Below are 5,259 nucleotides of genomic sequence, written 5' to 3' on the forward strand. Positions count from 1 at the left end.
CTCTAATTACAAAATAAAGAAATTATTTAAGTTGGTTTCTTACGAAACCCGCACATCTGGCTTGTTGTTACTTATCCATCGTTTAGTTTTCAGAGAGCCGCTACCGAAGCAGCTTAGATAGTTTATCATCTTTCGAACCAGTTTGTCAAGCACTTTTTTCAAAGTTTCTTTTTTAACCGTTTCGCCTTCGTTTTCAGAAGCGATGATTCTTTTCTGTTTTCGTGTCGCTCAGCGGCGACTTGTATATAATAGCACAGCAGATTCACTTATGTCAACACTTTTTCGCAAAGTATTTTTAAGTTTTCTCTGTAGTATCTATTTTAACCGTTATAAAGGGAATTGTCAAGAATTATCTAAAAAATTCGACATATTTATCTAAAGTAGATCCTGGCGCAATCATAGGAAGTACCAGATCATCAGGTGATATTGTAGCTACAATGAGAAAAGGTTTTCTTTCTTGCTGAATATATTGCACTGCTTTGCTTAACGCAGCTTTAAAGTCAGCCACGGTAGAGGCTTGCACGGCTGGCACGGAACATGCTTTGGCAAACTCATGGAAGGAAAACGCAGGAAGCGTTGTGGCCGAATACCGTTGATTATAGAAAATCTTCTGCCACTGTCGAACCATACCTAAACTTTGATTATCTATAACAATAGAAAGAAGCGGTAATTGCTGATTTTGTGCAGTAAAAAGTTCAATGCCTGTCATTTTAAAACCGCCGTCGCCGCAAAGATGGACAACCAGAGAATCTATCCTACCAATCTGAGCACCTAATGCTGCCGGTAATCCAAAGCCCATAGTACCTGCCCCACCGGAAGTAATAAAAGCACGTGGTTCGCGGATGACTAAATGCTGTGCTGCCCACATTTGGTTTTGTCCTACATCAGTAACATATACTATATCTTTTCCTTGCGCAAACTGATTCAGGCAGTGCATAATCTCAGGCCCAGTCAACAAATTTACTTGGCCTTCGCTCACCCTATTGCTTTCGGTTGCTGTATTGCTTGCCTTTTCACCGTCCTGCCACTGGTATAACCGATTCCACCAGTCTTTATTCACTGTTTTGGAATAATTCTCTCGGAGTTCTATAAGAATCGCCTTCATATTTCCAATTAAAGCAAGCTGTGTTGAAATATTCTTAGCTATTTCTGACGGATCTACGTCAATATGAATGATCGTTTTTTCCTTTGCATATTCTTGGCGATCTCCTGTAGCTCGGTCACTGAAACGAGCTCCAATAGCTACGATAACGTCAGCTTCATAAATAGCTCGATTTGCCATTTTATTACCATGCATTCCGGTTAACCCTAAAAATTGCTCATCACTGCCATTGAAAGATCCCAATCCCATCAAGGTACTTACTACAGGGAAATTCCCATCTTTTGCTAACGCCCGAAATTCCTGACTTGCTTTTGAGCGAATAATCCCACCACCTGCTAATAAGACAGGCTGTTTGGCTTTTTTCAGCACCTCAATCGCTTCAGCAATATTGGGCAAATCGCTTTCATTCACCTGCTTCTGTTGTCTTTGTCCACAAACCTCTTCACGCTCCTCTAGTTCGAGCCACTCGACTAAAGCCGTTTGAATATTGCTGGGAATATCAACTAGAACCGGTCCTGGCCGCCCCTCCTGTGCAATCATAAAAGCATCTCTTAATACAGGTACTAAATCTTCAGGCTTTAAAACTAAGTAATTATGCTTTGTGACCGCCATACTTACACTGACAATATCGATTTCCTGGAAAGAATCCCTACCTAACTGGGTTGTAGCAACCTGACCAGTAATCGCTACAAGCGGTACTGAATCTAAATAGGCGGTCGCCAAACCAGTCACTATATTCGTCGCTCCCGGTCCGGAAGTCGCGATACAAACGCCAACTTTCCCAGTTGCCCTAGCATAGCCATCGGCCCCATGAATAGCGCCTTGTTCATGAACCGTAAGAATGTGTTTTAACGGCCCTTCATATAATGCATCGTAAAGAGGAATAACAGCTCCCCCGGGATAGCCAAATACCGTATCCACGCCAGCTTCCACTAAACATCGTATGATCGCTTGTGCTCCCGAAATTCTCATGATACAGACCTCCGCATTCTAAAAAATTTTATCTGCTAAACTTGTGGACTTCTTACTGCATCATACCTGCCATTTTACTTCAATGACGTCAACAAGCTTCTCCAACAATCGTACAAATCGTTCACTAAAGCCAGTTTCTTTTGCCTCCACTTCCAGCATTAAAAATTTTGCATCTTCCGTAACGCTCACCCATAGATTTTGATAAATCATTCCCTGCGATGTAAATACACGTAAGATTCTTGGCATGACCTGCGGTTGATTATTAGCTACTAAATTTAACATAGTATACATAAACATGGCCTCCTCTGTTATAATTCAAAAACGCCCCTAACTGACATACACGTCAGCTAGGGGCGTTAAAATAACGCGGTACCACCCTATTTCACTCTCTCACATCGGTCTAACAACCGACCTCCGGCTAACGCCCGGGCGACGCAACTGCCTCCCCTGCATCAATTGATATAGGTTCGGAGAAGAGTTCATGGGTGATTTAATCAACAAAAACTTCGCACCGATTTTCACCAGCCATCGGCTCTCTGCAGCGATTCTTTTTTGCCTTTGCTCCCAATCATAACCTTTTGAGTTACTCATTGTAAAGTTGTAATGTTATTATACTTGTTACAATCATGCCATGTCAAGCAGCTTTTTGCCATTACGCTGTTAACTTGTGTTTTGAAGCCTTTTTACCCAACTGGTACTAAACAGCCCGTTCAACTACGGATTTTCCCGCAATTCCAGGCTTTGTCATATTACAAGGAGAAAGTATAACAGCAAGCTCTTGGGCTGTTAACAGCTTTTGTTCTAGCACGATTTCATGAACAGCCTTACCACTTTCTAAAGCTTCTTTCGCTACTTTAGCCGATTGTTCATACCCCAAGTAAGGTGCTAAGGCCGTAACAATTCCTACGCTGCCGTTAACAAGGGATTGGCAGTGTTCGACATTCGCACGAATCGACGGCAAACAATGGTTGCATAAAGCAGTGAGTCCTTGAGTAAGAAAGGTAAGTGAATTAAACAGATTATAGGCCATAACAGGCTCCATAACATTCAACTCAAATTGTCCAGCTTCCACGGCAAGACAGATCGCAGCATCATTGCCGATTACTTGGAAGCAGATTTGATTGACCACTTCTGGAATTACCGGATTCACTTTGCCTGGCATAATAGAAGATCCCGGTTGCCTTGGTTCTAAGATAATTTCATTTAGTCCACATTTAGGACCTGATGCCATTAATCGAAGATCATTGCAAATTTTCGATAACGCTAAAGCACAGACTTTTAAACTACCCGAGAATTCAGCAAGAGCATCTGTATTTTGCGTTCCATCAACTAAATTAGGGCATGTAGAGAAATTTTCACCAGTAAGATGAGCAATCTCTTTTACAACCTGTTCAATATAGGCAGGTTCTGCATTAAGGCCAGTTCCTACTGCCGTAGCCCCCATATTAATTGTCAGCAGTTCTTGCCGCGAACGTTCAAGTCGCCGCACGGAACGCTCTAAAGCAGTAGCATAAGCCGAAAATTCCTGTCCCAACGTAATTGGCACTGCATCCTGTAGATGAGTACGTCCCATTTTAATAATATCAGCAAATTCTTCGCCCTTTTGATTAAATAACTCTATCGTTCGATTTAATACATCTAACAACTTTCTTGTCTTCATTTGCGTAGCAATACGAATGGCAGTGGGAATTACGTCATTCGTCGACTGCGCCATGTTTATATGATTATTGGGCGAAACAATAGTATAGTCACCTTTTTCTTTGCCGAGAATTTCTAAGGCACGATTGGCAATCACTTCATTTGCATTCATATTCATTGAAGTCCCTGCGCCGCCTTGAATCGGATCGACCACAAATTGTTCATGCCATTTTCCATCAATAATTTCTGTAGATGCTGTAACTATAGCGTTTCCTACATGTAAATCTAGACGTCCTGTTTTTATATTGGCTAAAGCAGCTGCTTTTTTTACAATAGCTAACGCAACAATAAATTCTGATGTCAAAGTTTGCCCCGTAATTGAAAAATTCACCATAGCTCTAAGGGTTTGCACACCATAGTATACGTCTTCTGGTACTTCCATGTCGCCTAAAAAATCATGCTCTTTACGCATATTAAAACCGTCCTTTTATAAAATTCAGAATTTCTTGCTCTACTCCTATTGTATAGCAGAACTAGTATAATGTAAACAGTATATTGTATACAAAAAACATAATAAAATTATAAAATAAAGATCCTTGCATCCATTCTTAGTAGCAAGGATCTTTACGGTCAAACAAATGTATAGAAAAATAATCTTTTTAGCCGGCAATGAAAGAGTCAAACATCCCTGATCCAGCTCGGCCTAAATAGATCGCGCAGGCAGTAGCGGCTAAAGTAAGAATTTCAATGGGCCAGAAGGTTTGGTCCGAAAGACCTCCCGTCCAATATACCCCAAAAATAATGCAGGAAATTACTTGTAGTACACAGCCAAAAATCATCTTTTTTACCAATAACGGCGCATTCAACTTTTTAAACCGTACTTTTGCATCTAAAAGTCCAGTAAGAAACGCTCCCAGAACGCCAAAAGGCAACAGTAAAATAGAAATTTTAACTACAGAAAGCAAGTCAGATCGCAAGGGATCTCCCACCACAGTTGATAAAGGCAGACAAAGAAGAATCATGGCAACAAAAACCTGTGGAAAGTGTACTTCTACAGGATGAAGATGTTGATCCAAAATCAATCTCCGATTTGGGGATAATTTTTTAGTATAAGGTTCAAAAACGGTTTTAGGAAGTCCGCAAACAGGGCATACATCATGCAGCGCCCCTTCTTCCATAATGTAGCCGCAGGCCTTACATCGAACATACTTTTTCATAACTTTGCCTCCCAAGCTAGCTGATATATTGTGACAAATTTCTCATTTATAATGTTTCGTGAAAAAGAAAAGATTTCCTGCTGTTAGAATTTAAAACTTGCAGAACTTAGTGTAAAGTATTGTAGTCTGCGATCCTGGAAGACGCACCACCAAGAACTTTTAGCACGTAAGTTGGAAGGAGTGATAAACACCAAGGCAAATCATGTACAACAAAAAACCACTTCATCATGAAGTGGTTTTTTGAAATCAGCAACTATCTATCCTCCCAGGCCGTCGCCAGCCAAGTACTTTCGACGTATATGGGCTTAACTTCTGTGTTCGGGATGGGAA

4 protein-coding genes, 1 rRNA gene and 1 other annotated feature are annotated in these 5,259 nt (G+C 41.0%); all 5 genes read right to left on the minus strand.

Going from position 1 to position 5,259, the window contains the following annotated elements; all coding sequences use genetic code 11:
- Positions 1 to 349: 349 nt before the first annotated feature.
- Positions 350 to 2,074, minus strand: a complete 1,725-nt coding sequence (gene ilvB / locus AC0NJP_RS18215; protein ID WP_474700703.1) for a biosynthetic-type acetolactate synthase large subunit — start codon at positions 2,072 to 2,074, stop codon at positions 350 to 352.
- Between the two features lie 60 nt (positions 2,075 to 2,134).
- A complete protein-coding gene (locus tag AC0NJP_RS18220) occupies positions 2,135 to 2,365 on the minus strand; it encodes an ACT domain-containing protein (protein ID WP_474041149.1) in 231 nt (76 codons plus the stop codon).
- Between the two features lie 55 nt (positions 2,366 to 2,420).
- Positions 2,421 to 2,655 (minus strand) — a binding site (T-box leader).
- Between the two features lie 116 nt (positions 2,656 to 2,771).
- Positions 2,772 to 4,184 (minus strand): aspartate ammonia-lyase, encoded by a 1,413-nt coding sequence (gene aspA / locus AC0NJP_RS18225; RefSeq protein ID WP_474041147.1) that lies wholly within the window; start codon positions 4,182 to 4,184, stop codon positions 2,772 to 2,774.
- A 187-nt stretch (positions 4,185 to 4,371) separates the two neighbouring features.
- Positions 4,372 to 4,929, minus strand: a complete 558-nt coding sequence (locus tag AC0NJP_RS18230; protein ID WP_474041146.1) for a rubredoxin-like domain-containing protein — start codon at positions 4,927 to 4,929, stop codon at positions 4,372 to 4,374.
- A 244-nt stretch (positions 4,930 to 5,173) separates the two neighbouring features.
- A 5S ribosomal RNA gene (gene rrf, locus AC0NJP_RS18235) occupies positions 5,174 to 5,259 on the minus strand; the annotation flags it as partial.

The sequence above is a fragment of the Pelorhabdus sp. sgz311002 genome, from assembly GCF_056134285.1.